The 23271-nt window shown below is 37.8% G+C and carries 8 protein-coding genes; all 8 read right to left on the reverse strand.

Features of this window, described 5'->3' with window-relative positions:
• Positions 1-123: 123 nt before the first annotated feature.
• The 8 genes from I3217_RS00965 to I3217_RS01000 all read right to left on the reverse strand — a co-directional run bounded on the left by I3217_RS00965 (position 124) and on the right by I3217_RS01000 (position 23257).
• A complete protein-coding gene (locus tag I3217_RS00965; protein ID WP_435047849.1) occupies positions 124-1680 on the reverse strand; it encodes a M28 family peptidase in 1557 nt (518 codons plus the stop codon).
• A 109-nt stretch (positions 1681-1789) separates the two neighbouring features.
• Positions 1790-2836, reverse strand: coding sequence for a M28 family metallopeptidase (locus I3217_RS00970; protein ID WP_435047850.1), 1047 nt, complete (start codon positions 2834-2836; stop codon positions 1790-1792).
• Positions 2837-3031: 195 nt separating this feature from the next.
• Positions 3032-4444: an efflux transporter outer membrane subunit gene (locus tag I3217_RS00975; RefSeq protein WP_435047851.1), complete on the reverse strand. Its 1413-nt coding sequence runs from the start codon at positions 4442-4444 to the stop codon at positions 3032-3034.
• A gap of 4 nt (positions 4445-4448) precedes the next feature.
• The gene (locus I3217_RS00980; RefSeq protein WP_435047852.1) at positions 4449-7592 is read right to left on the reverse strand and encodes an efflux RND transporter permease subunit; all 3144 of its coding nucleotides are present in this window, start codon (positions 7590-7592) and stop codon (positions 4449-4451) included.
• A gap of 21 nt (positions 7593-7613) precedes the next feature.
• A complete protein-coding gene (locus I3217_RS00985; protein WP_435047853.1) occupies positions 7614-8741 on the reverse strand; it encodes an efflux RND transporter periplasmic adaptor subunit in 1128 nt (375 codons plus the stop codon).
• Between the two features lie 23 nt (positions 8742-8764).
• Entirely contained in the window at positions 8765-9262 is a 498-nt protein-coding gene (locus I3217_RS00990; RefSeq protein ID WP_435047854.1) for a GbsR/MarR family transcriptional regulator, read from the reverse strand.
• A gap of 383 nt (positions 9263-9645) precedes the next feature.
• Complete coding sequence (locus I3217_RS00995; protein ID WP_435047855.1) at positions 9646-10581, reverse strand: PorP/SprF family type IX secretion system membrane protein; 936 nt, start codon at positions 10579-10581, stop codon at positions 9646-9648.
• 70 nt (positions 10582-10651) lie between these two features.
• On the reverse strand, positions 10652-23257 hold the full coding sequence (locus tag I3217_RS01000; protein ID WP_435047856.1) for a T9SS type B sorting domain-containing protein: 12606 nt from the start codon (positions 23255-23257) through the stop codon (positions 10652-10654).
• Between the last annotated feature and the right edge of the window lie 14 nt (positions 23258-23271).

The following is a 23271-nucleotide window of genomic DNA, read 5'->3' on the forward strand; positions in this document are numbered from 1 at the left end:
AAGACCAAGCCTTCCTTTTTTAAGGAGGGCTTTTTTTGTATATTTAATTTAAGTCTGTAAATAAAAAAAATGCTTTAACCTTTATTGTGGTTAAAGCATTTTTTAGTTTAAAGAAAACCTTATTTAAAGAGCTTTATCAACTTTAATCGGTTCAGCACGATTTGCTAATTCCCAGGCTGTATAAAATACCAGACGGGTTCTGTTTTCCAGTAAATCGTATTGAATTTTATCTGGTGTATCTGTTGGTTTGTGATAATCGGCATGTGTACCGTTAAAATAGAATATTACAGGAATATTATTTTTAGCAAAGTTGTAATGGTCCGATCTGTAGTAAAAACGATTAGGATCATTATCATCGTTAAACGTATAATCGAATTCAATATTACAACAAGACTTATTTACAGCTTCAGAGATATCGTGTAATTCGGTGCTTAATTTGTCACTTCCAATTAAATAAAGGTAATTTCTGTTTGAACTTTTTCTAGTAGGATCGGTTCTTCCTATCATATCTATATTCAAATCGGCAATCGTATTACTTAAAGGTTTAATCGGGTTAATATCGGCGTAATAACTGGAGCCTAATAATCCTTTTTCTTCACCTGTAACGTGTAAAAACAGTAAAGAACGTTTCGGGCCGTTACCATCCTTTTGGGCTGCTTTGAATGCATCGGCAATTTCCATTACAGCAACAGTACCAGAACCATCATCATCGGCTCCATTATAAATTTCACCATTTTTTATTCCTTCATGATCCAAATGCGCAGAGACAATAATAATTTCGTCCGGTTTTTCAGTACCTTTTATAAAAGCTGCTACGTTTTCAGAATTAAAGTCTTCACTAATTTTAGTGTACTCCAGGTTAAATTTGGTACTGATGTGTTTTGGAGTATTTTCCGTTTCTATTTCAGGTAATATAGCTTCGGCCAGTTTGGTATTAATAATGAAATAATAGGTAGATTCTTCTTTATCCTGTAAACTCATTCTACCTCTGGATTTACCATAGCGATTTGCAGCCATATCGTAAACTTTCGGGGCATAAAATAAAATAGCTTTAGCACCTTTTTCCTTAGCAAGATCTCTTTTAAGAGCGATTTCCTGTCTGTAATTAGACCATTTACTGGCATCTTTAGTTCCCGATATTTCGTAGGTGCCATCGGCTTTAACAGGTTCTCCTGCCTTAATTAAAACGACCTTTCCGTTCACATCTAAATTATTGTAGTCAGAATACGAATCAGAAGCTATACCATATCCTGCATATACAATGTCGTCTGTATTTATAGCTCCTGATTTGCTTGGTAGTACAGAGATAAAATCGGTTAGTAAATCAAATTTAACACTGTTAACAGTTAAATTCACTTCCGGTGTTTTTATGATTTCAAGGGGAACCTCCTGAAAATAATTCCCATCTGTTTTTGCAGCTGGTATATCTTGATTAACATAATGCTGCTTTAAATATTCAACCGCTTTTTTCTGACCGGGCTGACCAGTTTCTCTACCTTCAAAGTCATCTGAAGCATAAGTATAAAGATTCGTTTTTAATTCAGCCGCAGTAATGCTTTTAGCATAAAAATTTACATCGTGAACCGATGAAGGTGCCGGTTGGGATTCAGCCACATTTTTGGATGTATGGCATCCAAAAGTTAAAGCTGCCATACCGGATAGCAGGATAGTTTTTTTCATTTATGAAGATATTTTAAGAATTGTTTTACGATAATACGAAAATATGCTAAAAGTCTGTCTGTTTTTAGTGCGATTTTAAGCTGAATATAGAGTAATTCTGTAACAGGTATTATTTAGTGACAGTGTTCAACGCTGGTTTTTCCGGTTGATTGGCAAGTTGCCAGGCTGTAGCAAATATATACTGGGTGCGTTTTTGCAGCAGTGGGAAGTTGATTTTATCTACCGTGTCCGAGGCTTTGTGGTAATCGGCATGTGTGCCGTTAAAATAAAAAATGATGGGAATATTATGTTTTGCAAAATTGTAATGATCAGATCTGTAATAAAATCGGTTTTCATCATCTTCGGCATTGAAGGTGTAGTCTAATTCGAACTTGAAGTAAGTATCATTTACTTTTTCTGAAATGTAGTGTAAGTCGTTGCTTAGTCTGTTGGAGCCAATTAGGTAAATGTAATTGGGGTTATTGGTATGTGCTTCATCAACACGACCAATCATATCAATATTCAAATCAGTTATTGTATTGGCTAAAGGGAATACTGGGTGTTCGGTATAATATCTTGAACCGAATAAACCAATTTCTTCTCCGGTTACATGTAGAAATAATATGCTGCGTTTTGGACCATGGCCGTTTAAAGAAGCTTGCTTAAAAGCCTGAGCAATTTCTAAAATAGCCACCGTACCCGATCCGTCGTCATCGGCACCATTGTAAATTTCTCCGTCGGTAATTCCAACATGATCAAGGTGTGCAGATATGATGACGATTTCATCTGGTTTTTCTGAACCTGGGATATATGCTATTACATTTTCTGAATCACCAGTACCTTCCGGTAAATAGGCTTTAGGAACAGGCTGAAAGTAAATAGAATCTTCTATGGGAGACAGGATGTGTTCATCCTGGTAAAAATCTTTTAAATAATGTACAGCTTTCTTTTGTCCGGGAGTACCCGTTGCCCGACCTTCGAAGTCGTTAGAAGCGTAAATGCTTAAATGCGATTTTAATTCGGGAATTGTAATCGTACTGGCGTATTTCATTACTAAAGCACTGTCCTGAATTATTACGGCATTTTTCTCCTGCTCAGACTTTGCAAAATGTTTTTTAGTGGCACAGGCCCCAACAAGTATAAAGGAGCTTAAGAAAGCAAGTAATTTTATGGTCATAAAATCTGTGTTTTAAAAAATCTAAAATTAATTTAAAATACTGGAATGGTGCTATAATCCGGAATAAAGGCGTCTACGAAACCCATTTAACCTTATAAATTGCTGTGTTTAGTAGTGAATGGCATAATATAAAAGTAAAAACGCCATTTTACACTGGGTATAAAATGGCGTTTTGTATAACTATAAAACTTAAAATTATTGCCAGCCGCCACCTAAGGCTTTATATAAATCGATAATCGATTTGACCTTATTGTATCTGGCATCGGTTAAGCCTAAACTGGAATTTAACTCGTTTTCTTCAGCTGTGATTACTTCTAAATAATTAGCTAAACCGTAGGTTAATAATTCGGCAGAATATTCTTTAGCTAAAGTATATGCTTCGTATTCTTTAGTTCGTATTTCCTTAGCTTTTTCTGAAGCCTGATAACTATACAATGCATCTGAAACTTCTTTACTGGCTACTAATATAGATTGTTTGTAACGCAGTAAAGCTTCTTCTTGCTGCGCCTGAGACACCTCGTATTGTGTTTTAATTTTTCGACCATTAAAAAGCGGTTGTGTTAATCCTCCCAAAATATTGGCAAAAAGAGAATTAGCATCGAAGAAATTTTGAAAATCTGTACTTTGGAATCCTCCGGTAGCTCCTATTGTAAGAGCAGGGTAGAAGTTACTTTTCGCAACATTAGTAAGTTCAAACGCCTGCCTGAAATTTTGTTCGGCAGCTATTACATCTGGTCTGTTGCTTAATAACTGATACGGTACACCGGTTTTTAATTCTGCCAACATTTCCTGTGCTTCAAAGGAGTTTCTTTCTATTTCGGTAGGAGATTCTCCTAATAAAATTGAAAAGGTGTTTTCTAATATTCTGGCATTTAAATTTAAATCGACTAAAAGCGCCTGTGCTGTATAAAGCTGCGCTTCAGTTTGTTTAATGGCTACTTCCGTTAAATCTCCCGATTCTTTTAATGCATGCGATGCTTCCAGGCGTTTTTCTCTGGCTTTAATTGTCTGTTCCGTAATATGAGTCTGCTCATCTATAGCTACTATTTGATAATATACGGAAGCTAAATCTGAAATAAGTTGGGTTTTAATCGCCTGATGTGCTGCAACGGTTTGTAAATAAGATGCTTGTGAGGCTCTGTCCGTACTTCTTATTTTCCCCCAGATATCAGCCTCCCAGGATAGGGAAGAACTAAGTTCGAATTGCTGTATGGAACTTACAATTTGTCCTAAGCCACTACTCGGTGAAAATTTCTGATAGGTATAACTGGTCCCAAGGTCTACAGTTGGATAGTAACCAGCTTTACCTTGTTTAGCATAGGCTTCGGCAGCTCTTATTTGTTGAAGTGCCACACGAACATCTATATTATTTTCCAAACCTTTTTCGATGTATTGCTGTAATACAGGGTCTGTGAAAACTTCTTTCCAGCTTAACTGTGCCATAGAAACACTGTCGGCAGGCAGATTGTCTGTTCTGTAAAGTGTATCTGTTTCTGGAATTTCCGGACGCTCATAATTTTTAGCCACAAAGCAACTCTGAAATGTAACTAACGCAAAAAGGACTAGTGCAACCTTTTGTAATGTGATATATCTTAAATGAAATGTCATAGGATTAATCTTCTGTATTTGATTTTACTACCATAACAGGTTTATTACTTATTCTTTCCTGTATCCACTGGAATATGATATAAAGTATAGGAATAACAAATACTCCTAAAATAGTACCAATTAACATACCTCCGGCAGCACCTGTTCCAATAGAATTGTTTCCTTCGGCACCAACACCTTTGGCTAAAACTAATGGCATTAAACCAAGGATAAATGCGAATGATGTCATTAAGATCGGACGTAATCTGGCTTTAGCACCGTGTACTGCAGCATCGACAAGACTTTCGCCATTTCGTCTACGTTGTAAGGCAAATTCCACAATCAAGATGGCATTTTTGGCTAATAAACCAACAAGCATTATAAGTGCAATCTGGAAATAGATGTTGTTTTGTAGGCCCATCATTTTGGTCGTAAAGAAAGCTCCGAAAATTCCTAAAGGTAAAGACAGTAATACCGCAAAAGGTAAAATATAACTTTCGTATTGTGCCGATAACAGGAAGTACACAAATACCACAACCAACATAAAAATAAACACGGTCTGGTTTCCGGCATTTACTTCTTCACGTGTTAATCCGGAATAGGCGACATCGTAATTTGTTGGTAAGGTTTTTAGTTCTTCATTAATAATGGCTAGAGCGTCTCCGGTACTGTATCCAGGATTTGTGGCACCACTTATTTTTGTAGAGTTGTAAAGGTTGAAACGCGTAACGGTTTGAGGACCATATGTGCGTTTTAACTTAACAAACTGGGTTATAGGTGTCATTTCTCCCGAACCGGTTTTTATATACAGTTTATCTAAGGAGTTTTCGTTGGTTCTATCATTTGGAGAGGCCTGAATATACACACGATATTGCTTTCCAAATCGGGCAAAATCCGCTGCATAAATTCCTCCAACATAGCCCTGCATCGTTGCAAAAATACTGGATATAGGTACTCCGTAGCGTTTTGCCAATGGTACGTCTATTTCCATTTCGTACTGAGGGTATTTAGTGTTAAATGAAGATTGTCCGTATTGAATAGCCGGATTTTTCATTAAGTTTCCAATAAACTCCTGAGTAGTTGCTTCCAGGTCTTTAAAGTCACCACCAGATTTATCTAAAAGATTCATTTCAAAACCGGAAGATAATCCAAAACCAGGAATACTAGGTGGCGCAAAGAATATAATATTAGCTTCCGGAATCGTTGCTCCAATGGCAAATAATTTACCAATGATTGCCGATGCGGTTTCATCATCATTTTCTCTTTCTTCCCAGTTTTTTAGCTTTACGAAACCTAAACCATAATTGCTTCCGGCTCCACTAATTAAACTTCTACCATTAAGTACTGTTACTCCTCTAACACCAGGTATTTCTTTGGCTTTTCTATAAATTTCCTGATTCACCTGGTTGGTACGATCTAAAGAAGATCCCGGTGGTAATTCCACATTCATAAATATGATACCACGATCTTCATCTGGTACAAATCCTGTAGGCGTGGTTTGTGATACCCACCATATACCCACACAGGATAAAATTAATAATGCTCCAGTTATCCATTTGTGGGTATATAAAAACCTTAAAGATTTTCCGTAACGCTCAGTAGCGGCGTTAAATCCTTTGTTAAAACGGTCGTAGAATTTCTGTATAAAGCTTTTATGTTCATCTTCATGTTCGTCGTGTGGTTTCAATAATAAAGCACACAATGCCGGACTTAAGGTTAAGGCGTTCACGGCTGAAATTAAGATAGACACAATTAAGGTCACCCCAAATTGTTCGTAAAATACACCTGTAGGGCCTTGTACGAATGTAACCGGAATAAATACAGCAGACATAACTAAGGTGATAGAAATAATCGCTCCAGAGATTTCATGCATCGCGTCCATGGTTGCCGATTTTCCACTACTCGCGCCCTGATCAATTTTGGCATGCACGGCTTCCACGACTACAATGGCATCATCAACTACAATTCCAATGGCTAATACTAAAGCAAATAAGGTTAAGAGGTTAATTGAATAACCAAAGACATTCAGGAAGAAAAAAGTACCAATAATAGCTACCGGTACGGCAATGGCCGGAATTAAGGTAGATCTGAAATCCTGAAGGAAAATAAATACAACTATAAATACTAGAATGAAAGCTTCTACTAAAGTATGAACTACCTTTTCGATGGAAGCAGATAAAAATTCGTTGGTATCGTAATTGATCTCTACTTTTATGCCTTCAGGAAAATCCTTTTTTAAACGTTCCAGTTCGGATTTGATCCCTTCAATAATGTCTTGAGCATTAGATCCCGCGGTCTGGTAAATTCCCATGTTTACACTAGGAAACCCTTCGGTAAACCCATAAACGCCATAAGATTGCGCATCTAGTTCTACTTTAGCTACATCACTTAAGCGTAAATATTCGCCGTTATCTAAGGATTTAATGATGATGTTCTCATATTCTTCCTGATTTTTAAAACGCCCTTTATAGGTGATGGTATAAGTAAACGCCTGACCGTTATTCTCACCCAGTGAACCAGCAGAAGCTTCTAAACTTTGTTCTTTAAGTGCAGCAGTAACATCGGTTGGCAGAATATTATAAGCCGCCAGTTTTTCTGGTTTTAACCAGATTCTCATCGCGTAATCCTGTAAAGAGAACACGTTTACATCTCCAACACCCTGAACCCTTTGTAATGTAGGGATAACATTAATTTTTAAATAGTTTTGAATAAATGTAGCGTTATAATCAGGGTTCTCTGAGTATACCGAAAGGAACATTAAAGCACTTGTTTGCTGCTTTTTGGTTAGTACCCCGGTTTGTATTACTTCCTGAGGGAGTAACGGATTTGCTCTGGCAACACGGTTTTGCACGTTAACAGCTGCAATATCTGGATCTGTATTCTGATTGAAGTATACTGTAATATCAGCTGTACCGCTATTGGATGCAGTAGAGGTAATGTAGGTCATACCCTCCACACCGTTTATTTGTTCTTCAATAGGAATAATTACACTTTCCATTACGGTTTCTGCACTGGCTCCAGGAAAGTTGGCTGTTACCTTAATAGTAGGAGGTGCGATGTCGGGATACTGCTCAACCGGTAAGGTGAATAGTCCCAGGACCCCAAGTATTACTATAATAATGGAAATTACAGTAGATAGTACAGGTCTTTCTATAAATGTCTTTAACATATACTTTAGCTTCTAAATGAATTACTGAAATAATACTTTAATAGGTTTTACTATACTATCAAAAGCAACTTCTTGTGGTTGAATTGTGGTATTGTTTCTCAGTTTACCAACGCCCGAAGCCACGATTTTATCACCAGGATTTACTCCGGATTCAACCAGGTATAAATAACTGTTTTTATCTTTTATACTTATTGGAGTTGAAACTGTCTGGTTCTGTTCGTTTAATTTATAAACAAAGATCTGACCTTGTTGCTCGAAAGTAGCAGATTGCGGAATTACGGTAGCGGCGTCATACATGGTGGGAATTTCTATGGTTCCGCTGTTTCCATTTGTAATCAGTCCATTCGGGTTTTCGAATACGGCTCTAAAACTTACAGTTCCTGTTTTTGGATCGATTTGCCCTGTTACCGTCTGTATAGTGCCTTCCTGTTCGTATTTAAGTCCGTTGGCTAATACCAGATTCACTTTAGGGAAATTTTCTATTTTCTCCTGTAGCGATTTACCATCGGTATGTTGTAAAAAATCCAAATATTCCGATTCGTTCATTGAAAAATAGGCATAAACTTCTTTAATATCCGAAACCGTAGTTAGGGGAGTTTGGCTTGTGGCACTTACCAAAGACCCTTCTCTTAAAGGAATGGCGCCGACTACCCCGTTCACCGGACTTTTAACTGTAGCATAACCAATATTTGCGGCTACACTATTATAATTACTTTGTGCCTGTGCTAACTGGGCTTTGGCTGTTTCCAGCTGTACTTCGCCAATTATACCTTTTTCAACCAAAGGACCTAATTTATTTACCTGGACCTGTGCTACATTAACGGCTGCTTTTGCTGCCTGGGCATCCTGACTTAAAGCTTGTGTTTCCAGTTTAAAAAGAGCCTGTCCCTTTTTTACTTTCTGCCCTTCGTCTACTAAAACATTTTGAATATATCCGCTAACCTTGGCGCGTACTTCACTACTAACTTTTCCTTCGATACTTGTAGGGTAGGACTTAGCCGTTGAAATGTTTTTTTTAGGAACCACAGTTACAGCAAAAGGCAAAGCTTGTTGCTGTGGGGCCTGTTCTGGTTTGGTTTCGCCTCCACAGCCTGTAAAGAAGGTTGTACATATAAGCAGCGAGTACATTATTAAATTTTTATGTGTCATATGTGTTTTAGATTAATGGTAATTTAGTTTTTATAGCTTTTTAAAATTTTTTCCTTTAGGATGGTAACAGAGTCGGTTACTTCATTGAGATAGGTTATGTAGTTATCATGGAAGTCCATATCAAACTTTTCTGAATCATTTTCTATTGTGGTGTTAACTTTCTCCTTATAATGTTTTATTTCAATATGTAACTCTTTTTGGGTTGTCCAGGCTTCTACCATTTCATCTATATGTTGAATGATAGTGTCTTCATTGACTATAAAATATTTTTTACGATCACCTTGTTTTGTAAAATAAGTAAGCCGTTTTAAATCTAATAAATGGTTTAGGTGTGTAGAAATGGTACTCTTGCTGGCACATAAATTGGTTACTAAATCATCGAATGTAATCCCTGATTTTCCGGTTAAAATAGCATAGGATATGATGCGTGCAGCTACGGGAGCCAGTTTATCGTTACGTTCGATAAACACGCCTAGCTTTTCAACTAATCGTAATTTTTCTTTACAAATTTGTTTTTCCATTTCAATGCTTTGCGACAAATGTAATTATTAGTTCGGTTTTTTCCGAACTAATAAGAAGTTAAGGTTTTGTTAATTAAAACAGGGTAAAAATGTAGCTGTCTGTAATTTTCGATTTTTAGTGTTTTAAAAAACGCCTGATACTAGTAAAAGTGTAATGTGTTTGTGTTGGTTTAGAATGTTGGTTTTAGTGAAAAAATATGATTTAATAGCTTGATATAAATATAGTTAAAAAAATAGAGGAAAACAGCTTTCAAAAAAAACTATTCGGGAAGTGGTATGTTATTACGGTTTAACTTAAAAAAGAAAAAGCCCCAAATCCATTTCTGAATTTTGGGGCTTTATGAAAAACACCATGAGTTTTCAATATTGTATTTAGGCTAAATTTATAGTGTACAGGAACATTCTCCAGGACCCTGGAAAATATCCAGACCTAAGGTAATCATGTGTGTACCGCTGTTATAGCCAAAAAAATCGTTTATAGTAACCTGGTAAGAATAGGCAAAATAAAGCTTGTTTAATTTTATTCCGGCCATAGGGCCCAGGTTTAGAGGGTTTAAAGGTTGATCATTTAAGAATCGATAGGAAACACCGGCCCAGTAATAATTTTCTCTGTCTACTTTTCTGAATTTGATATTTAAATCGGTAGTGGAACGACCGTCACTTTCGAAATACTGAATAAAAGCAGATGGTTCGATTTCAAAATCTTTTCTCTTTTTAAAGGTATAACCCGTGTACACCTGATAATGTCGTAATCGACCAGGTTCGTTGGTGCTGTAAATCTTTAAATCTTTATTTAAAAGGTTGTTAATGTTAAAACTGATATAAAACTCTTTTAAACGGTAAAGCGCCGATACATCGAAGTTGTGGTTCAGAGTTTTGCGGTCGTCGGTAACGGAAGAATCAAAACCGTCGAACTCCTGATAATCCAGACGGAAGGTATTAATGTTATACGATAAACCTAAAGACAGGTAACTATCTGTATCTGCATTAAAAGTAAGGTGATGGGCATACGAAAACTTGGCACCAAACTGATTGGTATACCCGTTTTTATCGTTGTAAATAAATACTCCAACGCCCGAGCGTTTTCCAACGCGCATATCTCCGGAAAAAGATTGGTTATCAGGTGCATCTTTAATGCCTACCCATTGGGTTAAACCGTTAACCCTCACTTTAATGTTTTCTCCTATACCGGCATAAGATGGGGCCATAATAAAAGGGTTATCTGCTAAATACTGGGTATACGTAGGTATAGATAATTCTTGTGCTTTACTAAACATGCCTACCAGACACATTAAGATAAATAGGTTAAATTTTTTCATGGTATTTGTAGGTATTTGGGGTGTTTTTATAGCACTGGATAATTTGGGATTATCCAGTGCTTTTTAATTATTATCTGTACAGTGTAAAATGTCCAACGTAATCTTTATTGTTAGCTGAATCGTGAAGGTTAATAATGTACCAGTAATCTCCTGTTGGCAGGTTGTTACCATTGTACTTACCGTCCCAGTTTTCTCCAACTTTTAAAGTACTTACTTCGCGACCATAGCGATCGAAGATTTTAGTTACAATATTTGGGTAAACAAAAGAGTTTATTGGGCCCCAGGTATCGTTTTCTCCGTTTTCGTCTGGTGTAAAGAAGTCTACAATTTCAAGGTCGATTTTAGTTACTTCTATCTGAGCTTCACGCTGACATCCCAGTTCGTCTGTAGCAACAATGTAAACAATGCCACTTTCTTCAATACGGTACACATTATTGCTTCCGTAATCTACACCGTTAAAAGTGTAAGTGTAATTACCCGATCCTCCAGTTACAGTAGCTGTTATTTCGTTAATATTGCTTTCTTCAACATCTAAAGATAAAGGAAGCGCATTGTTAATTGTGAAATTAACTGTAGCTGTACAGCCTGAAATGTGCTGAACTTCCACTTCATAAGTACCAGAAGCAAGGTTCATAAATTGCCCACCGGTTTTAGAAGCTTCGCCGTCGATAAAGATTGAAGATTCAGCCATAACATCTGCATCTAAAATAAGACTTGTAATGTTTTGCTCACAACTGTAAAGCGTTTCAATTTCCGGAACAATATTAATAGGTTCTGCAAGGGTAGCTTCTACAGAAGTCATACATCCGTTAGCATCTTTTACATAAATAGTATATGTTTTACCTCCGTCTAACTGGTCGAAAATTAACTGACCTTCAACAAAGTTACTATCTGGTTCTAAACTGGTGAAATATGGCGCAGTTCCTGAGTTTCTGATGATTTCGATTTCTATAGCTCCGTTATCGTCGTTTCCACAGTCTTCTTCAAAAATCTGTTTCACATTAACCTGTAATGGGGTCGGCTGAGAAACAGTTTCTGTAGTTTCGAAATAACAACCTAATTCATCGTAAACTCTAACAGTATAGGTTCCGGCAGCAAGGTTACTGAATGTGTTTTCTGTGGTCTGAGCAAAGTCTGGTGAAATGGCATAGGTATATGTTGTTCCCTGACCACCAATTACGTTAGTAATAGTAATTGTTCCGCTTTCGTCTCCGGCACATAAAGGTTCTGTATGCTCTACATTTGCAGTTATCGCAGTTGTTGGATCGATTACAACCTCAACCGTTTTAATACATCCATTAGTATGCTTTACTGCGACAGTATGTGTTCCTACTGCTAAATTGGTAAAGATGTTATTTGTTGAATAACTTCCGTTGTTTAAAGCATAGGTTACATCATCCTGAACTGCTTCGTCTACGGTAACTGTTACAATGTTACCAGCAGCATTAGCTGTACAGTTTGCTTCTATATCTACTGTTGGTTCAAAGTCAATTCCAGATCCAATAGATAAGCTAATTGGAACAATCTCACATCCGTTGGCATCTTTAACTACTATTTCGTAGTCCATTCCCCCTTGAAGCGCAGTAAAAGTATGTTCACTTCCGGTAACAGTTTCAAAAGCACCTCCATTTAAACTTACTTCGTAAGGAGCAGTACCACCGAAAATATTTACAGTTATAGAAGCGTCTGCAGCATCGTAGCATACTTCTCCTGTAGCAGAAGCAGTAGCATTAAGTTGAGATGCCGGTTGACTGATTACAGTACCTGTTACTTCAATTTCACAACCAAGACTGGTATCTAATACTTTAATAGTGTAATTACCGGCAGCGAGGTCTGAGAAGGTATTAGAAGGTCCGTAGTTAAAGTCCGGTGAAATAGCATACTGATAATTTCCTGAACCTCCGTTGGCATTTACTTCTATTGCTCCGGTTGCGTCACCAAAACATAATACATCTGAAGTTACTGTTGCAGTAGCTGCAATAGGTGTAAAATCTTCTATAGTAAATGTTGTATCTGTAATACACCCACCATCATGTTTAACAGAAAGCGTGTAAGTACCAGCAGCTAAATCGGTGAATACATTTGAAGTTTGGTATGTAACACCATCAATACTAAACTGTACGGCATCTTTAACTTCATTGTTCATAGTAATAGTTACTGTATTTCCAATAGTATTACTGTTACATGTATTGTCTATAGTTACTGTTGGAGTTAAAATAGCTCCTGAAGTTACCGTTACATTAACCGGTGTAATCTCACAGGCATTGGCATCTTTAACGTATATGGTGTATTCTGTAGCACCTTCAAGTGCAGTAAATACATGTTGGTTTCCAGTAACAGTAACAAAACTACCATCGTTTAATTTGATTTCGTAAGGAGCAGTACCTCCAGTAATATCAACTGTAATAGTACCATCGTTAGCCTGATAACAAACTTCTGAAGTAGCAGAAGCTGATGCTGAAAGGGCAGAGGCAGGTTCAGAAATAATAACACTTGTTACTTCAGTTTCACAACCTAAATCGGTATCCATTACTTTAATGGTATAGCTTCCGGCAGTTAGGTTGGTAAAGCTGTTTGAAGTGTTATACGTATAATCCGGAGAAATGGCATACTGATAATTTCCAGAACCTCCGTTAGCCGTTACGGTTACTTCACCCGAAGCTGCTCCAAAACATAATACCTGAGAGGTAACATCTGCGGTAGCAGTAATTGGTGTAAGTGCATCGATACTGAAATCTGTTTGAGCCACACAACCGTTATTATGCTTTACATAAACAGTGTAGGTACCGGCAGCTAAATTTGAAAATACATTAGATGTCTGGAATGACGTATTATCTAAAGAGAACTGTACTTCGTTTTCAATTGCAGTATTCACATTTACAGTAACAGTGTTTCCAATGGTATTATTGGTACATGTATCGTCTACTGTAACTTGTGGTTCGATAATAACACCGGAATCAATAGTTACATTAACCGGCGTAATCTCACAGCCATTGGCATCTTTAACATAAACTGTGTATTCTATACCACCTTCTAAATCTGTAAATACATGTTGGGTATCTACAACGTCTACAAAGTTTGTATTATCCAGACTTACCTGATAAGGTGCAGTTCCACCTAAAATGTCTACAGTAATTGTTCCGTCGTTTGCCTGGTAACAGATTTCGGACGTTGGGGTAGCGTTAGCGGTTAGTGCTGAAGTTGGCTCGTTAATAACAATGTTATCTAAAACCAATTCACAACCAATTTCATCTTTAATCATGATTTCATAAATACCAGCAGTTATGTTACTGAATGTATTTGATGACTGGAAGTTGAAATCTGGTGAAATGGCATATTGTAAATTACCTGTTCCACCTGTAGCGTTAACTACAATTTCTCCGTTAGCTTCACCAAAGCATAATACATTAGAGGTAACGGTGTAATCTGCTGCGATTGGTTCTAAAGTATCTATAAAGAAATCTACTGTTTGTAAACAGCCGTTGTTGTGTAATACATACGCTGTATTATTTCCTTCCGGAACATTTGTAAAGGTATTATCGGCAACAAAAGTAGTTCCGTCTATTGAGTATTGTACACTTCCTAACACCGCGTCGTTAACATTAATGGTGATATTTGATTGTGGTCCGTTATTAGAACATACTTGTTCTATAGTAACTGTCGGATTAATTTCAACAGCAGGATCCATATAAAATTCAAGAGCGTTTTCAATAGTACAATCGCTACTGTCTGTTACATAAACCTGATAGAAGATATCCCCTGATAAGTTTGTAAATGTATACTCATCTCCGGTTATTTCTGTAAAGTTGGTAATAATACTGCTATTACCATCCAGACGTACAGAGAAAGGAGCAGTACCTCCTGTAATTTTTACAGTAATAGATCCGTTAGCTTCTCCTAAACATTGTTCGTTTTGAGTAGCAGTAATTTCAGCTGTTAATGTTTCCGGTTCTGTAATAGTTACTTCAATAATCTGGAAACATCCACTTTGATCCTGAACATATACCTGGTAAGTTCCTGCTGCAAGATCTGTAAATGTATTGTCGTCTACAAACTGTTTCAGGTTTGGAGAAATAGCATATTGAATTGTTCCGGTACCTCCGGTAGCAGTAATGGTTATGCTTCCGTCGTTTTCGCCGTTACAGCTTATGTCCGTTTTAGTATAAGTAATATCCAGTGGAGCAGGGTTAGAAATTGTTACTTCCTGCGAAGCTGCACTACAGTCGCTACCGCTGTAAGCCATAATCTGGTATGTTCCGGCAGCTAAGTTTTTAAATGTTCCGCTGGTTTGTGGACCGGCAACTACAGAACTTGTTGTTACATCTATAAGTTCGTAGCTGTAATCTCCTGTACCATATTTAGCCTCGGCAATTATAACAGCATTACTTCCATCTACACAACTTACAGTCGCCGCTGATAAATCCAGTGTTATTGTAACAGGATATACCGGTTCTACAGCAACTTTATTAGTTAAAACAATATCACAGTCATTCGCATCTTTAATATAATACTGGTATGCTCCGGCAGCAACATTAAAAGTAGACGGATTGGTTAACGGACTAAAGTTAGTTCCATCTGTACTGTATTGGTAAGGAGCTGTTCCACCACTTACTGATAAAGTAATTGAAGCATCGGTAGCACAGGTTGCTGAAGCATTTAAAGTAAGCGTACCCAAAATTTCATCAGCAGGTTCAGTGATAGTGACATTAGCTGTAATATATTCACAATTCCAGCCATCACTAACTATTACATAATACGTTCCGGCAGCAATATTAGAAAAGATGTTGCTTGGTTGCGGACCAGAACTTGTACCTGTAGCAGTATTTACTAAAGTGTAAAGGTATCCGTTACCCTGACCTCCGGTAACATTTTCTACTGTAATTACAGCATTAGCATCACCGATACAAGATAAAGCTGTCGGGGCTGCAAATATATCAGCGTTAATAGGAGCAGGAGTGTCTAAAGTGATGTTAGCTGATGTAAATTCACATCCGCTCTCGTCTGTTACTTTTACGCTATAAGTTCCTGCAGCTAAACCTTCAATACTATTGTCGGCAGAAGCAGCTTGAATTACAGTGTTGGTAAGTACATTACTAAACTCGTATAATAATACGCCAGTACCACCAGAACCAAGTGCTGTAATGGTTCCTAAGTCGTTAGTACAGGTAGGACTTGTAGTCGCTAATTCCACCGCGATTCCAGCATCAGGACCTGAAATATTAAATACCGGGGTATTTGTAGAACAGAAAGGTTTTTCTGTTTCTGTAATTTCGACATAGAAATTACCTGCCGGTAAATTGTTAATTGTTAAAGTATCCTGGAACGGATTTACAGTGCCTCCGATAGCAGGCGCTAATTCATTGCCATCCATATCACGTACACCATAGGTATAGGTACCGTTATAACCTGTAATGTTAATGGTTACACTTCCGCTGTAATCGCCATAACATAATACGTCTGTTGTGCTAACAATTGAAGTTTCAATAGTGTCGTACGGATTAACAGTATAAGGCTCGGAAATGGCATAACATCCTGTAACATTGTTAGTCATTTTAAAGGTATACGTTCCCGGTTCGGTTAAAATGAATTCATTTGAACTTTGCGGTGTGCCTGATGGTAATAACTGATAAGTGTAACCTAAAGCAGGAGGGTTATCATTAATAGTTAAAACAATGCGTTCTCCATTGTTACAGCTAATAGCATCTACCTGATCGATTTGAATATTGTCCATATCCGGAAGAGGCTCTAAAGTAACAGAAGTAGTAACCTCGCAACCATTTGCATCCTTAACATAGATTTGAATGGTTTGTTGAGTACCGTTGTCCAAGATTTGGAACGTGTTTGTTTCAAAATAATCAGTACCGTTAATACTGTAGTAGTATGGTGTAGTACCTCCATTGGCATCAACTGTCAGCGTAGAAGCATTAGTTGTATTATTTGTAGCACAGGCAAATTCGGTAGCTGAAGCTGTGGCTGATAAACTACCTGGTTCTGTAATAGTAACATTAAGTTCAGCTTCACAATTTCTGGCAGAGATTACTGTAATCGTATAATCACCAGCAGCTAAACCTTCAAATATACCGGTAGTGTTGCTTTGAGCAGCTACAACTGGCGTAGTTCCCGTTAGGGTATATGTATACGGTAAGTCTATTTGATTGTTTGGTAATTTAACAGTAATGCTACCATCTGCATTGCCATTACAAGTAACATTATCAACCTGAACATTGGTAATGTCGAAAGTAACAGGAGTCCCAGCCGGAATTTCAACATCAATTGTTTTAACACATCCGGTAATAACATCTGTAATAGTTACTGTATAGTTGCCTGCAGCTAAACCAGAGAACGTGCCACCAGATAAGCTACCTGCAGCAGGTGAAATGCTATAGGAGTAATTTCCTGAACCACCAACGGCGTTTACAGTTATAATACCATCTGTTGTATTACAGTCTGGTGTAGCAGAGATTGTCGGGGTCGCTGTTCCGTTAAGAGGAGGATAGATAGTAACTTTCTGTTCTGATGTACATCCGTTAGCATCTTTAAGCACAATAGTGTGCTCTCCTGAATTCAGGTTTGTTAATTCAAAAGCATTATTGCTGTCTTCAGTATAGGTTTTAAAGGCAGAACCATTAACACTATATGTGAAAGGTGCAACACCATCATTATCTCTTGTTACTACTAATGTGAAGTTTCCTTCTTCACCACAAATCGTATTGCTGTCTACAGTTAATGTTAGTGTAGGAGCAGTATCGGTAGGTAAGCTAATGGTTGCTGAAGTTTGCTTTATACAACCAAATACGTCCATTGCATAGATATCATAATTTCCACCTTCAACATGAAATACTTTAGTGTCTACCCATGCAGCCGTTGCATCCGGAGTTGGACTACCAGCCGGTAATAATAAGTATTTGTAAGGCGCCGTTCCGTATTGTGCCTGAGCCGTTATAACTCCCGCCTCATAATTACAGTTGTCATTTTTAGTAATGGTAGCGCTTAATTCCAGTGGCTTAGAAGATTCAATAATATTGAACGATTTCGAAGCCACAGAACATCCGCCAACTTCTTTGAATAAGATGTAATATTCGCCTGGCTCAAGCATTCCAAAGTTGTTAACAGTTACATCTGCACCGGTTAAACCAGATTCAGACCCTGTATATCCTGCTGCTACATTAGAATGCGCATGGAATATTTCGTAAGTTACTTCTGAGGTAGTAGCGGCATAATTTCCAAAAGTGAAAGATACATTACCATCTCCACTTCCGGTACAGCTTATGTTATTTTCAGCATCTATAGTAGCTGTTAAATTAGAAAGTGTATTGATTGGTTCTGAGGAAGATTTTATAGTATAACAAGAAGTACCGTCGAATACAACAAACGTATATAATACGCCGGGAGTTAAACCGGTAAAGGTTTTTGTTTCCGGAGTACCTGCATCTGCGGGTAAATAATTATCTGAATATGGTGGAGTATTGTATTCTAAAATAGCAAATTGGTAATTTCCGCTTGAAACAGGAGTAACAACAGAAACAACCGCAGTTCCACCTGCATTACAATCAGTTGTTGCAAAATCAACATCAATATCTAAATCTTCTGGAGGGGAAGCAATGGTAATATTTTCTTTTAATAAAGCACATCCGTTACTATCCACAACGTTTATGGAGTAGATACCGTAATCGATAACGATAAATGTGTGATCTTCGCCCGCTGCAGGTACATAAGACTGGTTGAATCCAAAATTATTGGTCACATAATAAGTATAGTCTCCTGAGCCACCTGAAACATTTTTAATCGTAATTTGTCCGGTAGATGCTATTTGAGTTCCAGTACCATTATCATAACCTTCACAAGTAATATCTTTTTTGTCGAAATCAAAAGCTATTGCATCCGGTTCCGTGATGGTGAAATCCTGACTTACAGTACAGGAATTGGCATCGGTAATATAAGCCGTATAATTTCCTGCAAATAATCCAGAAGTCTGGTCACCAAAGTCTACACCTCTATCATTTTCTATGCTAATAGTGTATGGCGGTAAACCTCCTGATGGCGTTATAGTAATTGCACCACTATTGTCGCCATTACATAAAATACCCTGAGTTACATTTATATCAGGTGTATTTAATATTGGTTTAGGATCTACAATTACACCTGTAGATTCTATAGTACAATTATTGCTATCCTTAATCAAGAAGGTGTATGTGCCTGCTGTAGCAGCATTATACGTGAATTCTGTACCAGAAAACGCTGTTGCAGCAGAATAATTTCCTCCATCTTTTGAAACCTGATAAGTGAAATCTGAAGCACCTCCGGTAACAGTCACTCTAATTTCAGCATCCGGGTTTGTTGTACAATCCAGATTTTTAATTAAAACAGCATCAATTACCAGTTGTGGTGCGATGGTCTGTGTTAATGCTGTCGCAGGACAACCGTTAGCATCTAAAACATCGATTGTATAATCGCCCGGAGTTAATCCGCTAAAGGTATTACCAGTTTGAAAAGCACTTCCGTTTATACTGTAAGTATAAGGCGCAGTTCCGCCAGTAACAGATACTACAATAGTTGAATTCGTTGTATTGTTAAAACATAAGTCTGAACTTACATCTAAAGTCGCTACAGGCGCAGTTGTAGATTGTAAGTTGAACGAGTCACTCACAGAACAACCCGTCACATCTGTAACAGTATAAGTATGATTGCCAGATTGGTTTAAGCCATTAAAAGTCGGATTATTTTGAGGGCCTACAGTAGTACCATTTGGTAATGTTAAAGTGTAGGTTTTGGTTCCTGTACCGCCGGTGGCTTTAAGGGTAACACTTCCATCAGTGTTACATGACATTGGAGTTATCTCTGGAGTTGAAGTAGCTAAAGGCGCATCTGCTTCCGAAACGGTTACACTGGCCGAAGCTTTACAGTTTGTGGTTTCATCTGTAACTTCAATAGTATAAGTTCCTGCTCCGTAGTTAAAGTTTAAGCTTGTTTGGGTTTCACCGGTAATAGTAGTTCCTCCATTTACAGAGTAGGAGTAGGAAGTTTCAAAACCGGCCACAGTAAAGGTTACTTCTCCAGTAGCCGTACCCACACAGGTAACATCTCCAATTACTGTACCTTCAACAGTTACTGGCGAAATGCTTTCAATAGTGTAAGAATCTGTTAAACTACAACCTTTATCGTTAGTAATTAAGAAGGTGTAGGTACCAGGAGCTAAATCTGAAAACACATTGTTTGTTCCGTTGTCAACGCTAACAGGAGCAGTAATTTCGTACTGATATGTTCCGCTGCCATTTACATTTAAGGTTACGCTTGCATTAGGAGTATCACAAGACACTTCTGTACTGGTAAACGTAACGCCCTGAGGAGCATTTACAGCTTCTATTTTAATCTCGTTGGTTGTAAAAGTACATCCGTTGGCATCACGAATAGTTATAGCATAAGTACCAGCAGTAAGACCACTAAAGGTTTCTGAATTCTGGAAACTGACTCCGTCTAAACTATATTCGTTAGGCGGTGTGCCTCCGCTAACATTTTGAGCCTGAATACTGGCATCCTGATTACAGTTGTACTCCTGAATTAAAACAGCTTCTCCTGTAATAGAAGAAGACCCAAGTATACTTACAGTATCCTGAAGTGTACAGGTTGCTCCACTCAGGGTGTAATTAATAACAATATCATAGTCTCCAGTTGTTAAATTACTAAACACGTTAGAGGTTTGGAATGTTGTACCATTATCGATACTGTATTCTAAAGTGTATCCATTAGAATTATCTACATTAACAGTAATGCTTCCTGCAGTAGTATCGGCACAGGTATTATCTGTTTTACTAATAGTATAGCTAGGTGCGTTTGCTTGAGATACTTCAATTTGAGTAGTCGCTTCACAGTTGTTAGAATCGAAGACCTGAATTGTATAAGTTCCGGCTGAATCTACATTAAACACATTGTTAGTTCGATAATCAGTTTCATTATTTATATAATAAAAATAAGGGGGTGTACCTCCAGAGGCAGTTATCGTAACTTCTCCGTTCGCACAACCTACAGGAGCAGTTAAAGCTGCTGAAACAGTTAATGGCTCCGGATTGGTAATGGTAACATTTTCGGAATACGTACAACCATCGGCAGTGGTAACACTAACGGTGTAATCTCCTGCATTTAAATTGTCGAATCTGTAATCGTTATCATCAATAGGTCCAACTTCATTTAAAACTGAATTTCCTTTTACAATTTTATAATAGTACTGCGGATCAACATCATTAATCTGAATACGAATAGCTCCTTTATCCGTGGCACAAAGCGGTTGAATATCGATAACATCTACCGTGAAATCGCGTGCTCTGATCGGGATATTCGGAATTGTGAAAATACAGGCTTCAGTAGTTAAGCCCTGAGGTCTGATATAAACGGTATAGTTCCCTGCTGTAGCAATGTCGAAACTATTCGAATCCTGATAAGGACCATCTGGTCCGCTTATACTAAATTCATAACCATCTGGTACACCAAGTACAGTTATGTTTCCCTGTGTATCACAGATAATGTCGTTATGAGTCTCTGTTGGTGTAAACAGGTTTTTATATACGTTGAAATAGAACGTTACGAAACAACCGGACTGGTAGATAATTCGCAATCTGAATTCTCCGGCTTGGTTAGCGGTGTAATTAGCTTCTGAGCCAACTTCTGTCCAGGTACACGAAGTGTTTTTGTTGGCACAATTGGCACCGGCATCGTTACAGCTGCCTTCGTTTAATTTTTCCCAAACAATACTTTCGGCATCTGTAATATTGGATTCAAGAAGCTTTGTGTCGCCTTCACCACATAAATAGATTACAGGTAATTTGCTATTGTCGTCAGGGCAGGTTAGTACTTTATCTGCATAAGGTAAAATCGGGTTTGGAAGGTCTGCTCCGAAAAGGATAACATTAACAGTCTCTGTAATGGAAATACAAGGCTGATCTGTCGTGTTTACAGAGGTGTAAATTCCAGGTTCGGTAACGGTAATCGTTTGTGTGTTACCAAGCGGGGTTCCGTTTCCTGGAGTCCCTTTGTACCATTGGTAAGATTTGTAACCATCTCCTGCTGTAATTTGCATAGACGAACTACATAAAACCTCTTCGCGTTCGAAAGTACAACCATCTATATCTACTAAAAAGTTAGTCGACCCTGGTGTTGTAAGACCACAGTTTCCTATGCCAGAAACACTCGGGTTTTCATTTCCTACAATATTTCCAGATGTTTCACTGTAATAGGTAGAGTAGGCCAGGTTTTGAATGATATTAGAACAGGCATCTCTTAGTTTGTAACACTCTTCGATTACGCGTACTTTAATACGGATTTCGTAAACCGGATCTTTTTCTTCTACTAAGTTATCAGGAATTTGAAAGTTTAAGGTGTGAGTCGCTTCGTCGTAAGTGTAAGTTACACCCGGAGCACCTTCCAGATTCATTTCTAAAAAGTTTACGTTTATGGGTAAAACGTCTTTAATGCTATAATTTATAGCATCATCGTTTCCTGTGTTTTGAAATTGAAGTACGTATTCTAGTTCCTGCCCCAAAGTTACGTCTCCATCGTTAATATTATTACCGGCTGCATCTTCAACGATTTTTGTAACGTTGATGTCTGGTTGAATGATTTCTACTGCAAATGCATTAAAATAGAAGTGGAATACATCTATTTCTGTCCCCAAAGTAATCGTAGCATCAGTATCACCATTGGCAATTATGGAGTTGCCAGGGTTGTCAATTTCTATAATACCGGCATCGTATCCTAAAGTGTTTGTACTGTTAGGATTTCTAACGTCTGTTCCTGAAATTGTGGTAACGCTACTATTAAAAAAGTTATCATTGGCTCTCCCCGGAGCAAACATTCTTGTACCATTAATTTTAAGGTAATCTCCAGACAGTCCTTTGTCTCCCTCAAGTGTAGAGAACGCGTATTTGGCACGTACCGGACCAACAGGAATAGTTTTAAAGCCTTGGATAGGTACATCCAGAACATATTGTCCCCCTATAGCACTAAATCCATCAAACGAAACGATGGCTTTACCAGGTATTACAGGGTCTTCGTAAACTATAAATAAGGACCAGCCAGCACTGGTACCTATATCTTCGCGGCTGGAGTTTCCAGTTGTGGCGGTTACATTACCTACCATATAGGTTCCTTCAGGGTCGGCTAAAGCCTGAATCTGACTTGTAACATCTGCATAACAGGCATAAGATTTAGACGTGTTTTGAATAGGTGTGTTTACCGCATCATAAATAAGTTCGCCTGTAAGATCTTCATAACTTCCATTAGGTACTTTAAATTTAACTTTATTTAAGTCGCTACGGTTGTCTTCGTAAGAAATACCTGCCCAGTATAATCCTGCATACACAATTTTATAACAATCTGTAGGAACAGTTAAATCTGCTGAAGACGAACTAAAAGTGCTGTTGTCATTATCTATATCGATATATTGCATATCCAGCTTTCCATTTTGTCCGTCACCATAATAAGGGTCGTTCGGTTTGTTGCCATTTCCGTTTTCATTTCTGTTAAGGATGTTGTTTCCAATAAGCAGAATGTCTCCCTTTAAGGTTTGGTCGAATCGCGGCTTAAAAGGCACGTGATTTCCATAATTGTTTTGCGCATAGCTAAGCACACTGCACAACAGCATAGCGAAAATCAATACTGATTTTAAATAAGTAGGTTTTTTCATAGGTTTTACATTTT

It is taken from the genome of Formosa sp. S-31, from assembly GCF_051172795.1.
Classification (GTDB): domain Bacteria; phylum Bacteroidota; class Bacteroidia; order Flavobacteriales; family Flavobacteriaceae; genus Formosa.